We start from the raw sequence: 209 nt of genomic DNA, 5'->3' as shown, positions 1-209 counted from the left end.
GAATACGATTGTCTTTAGATCAGACACATCAAGCTTAAACTCCTCACCTGATCCTTTTTCCAAACGGAATGTAAGCGGAAGCTGATTTTCCTTCGGATCAATCTCAAAGCGTACATCCGTATATTCCTCAAAGGATATTGCTCTTCCATTCAGTTTCGAAAAAAGCCGATCTACAATCATAGGCGGAATAAGCAGGGAACGGTCATTCC

The 209-nt window shown here is 41.6% G+C and carries 1 protein-coding gene; it reads right to left on the bottom strand.

The genetic code is table 11. The features are described 5' to 3' along the window. On the bottom strand, positions 1–209 hold a 209-nt coding region (locus LKX83_RS33675; protein ID WP_227887675.1), incomplete at both ends, for an SNF2 helicase associated domain-containing protein.

Source organism: Cohnella baijiui, assembly GCF_020731285.1.
Classification (GTDB): domain Bacteria; phylum Bacillota; class Bacilli; order Paenibacillales; family Paenibacillaceae; genus Cohnella.
Note: the sequence above shows the minus strand (reverse complement) of the source record. Positions and strands in the feature narration are given on the sequence as shown.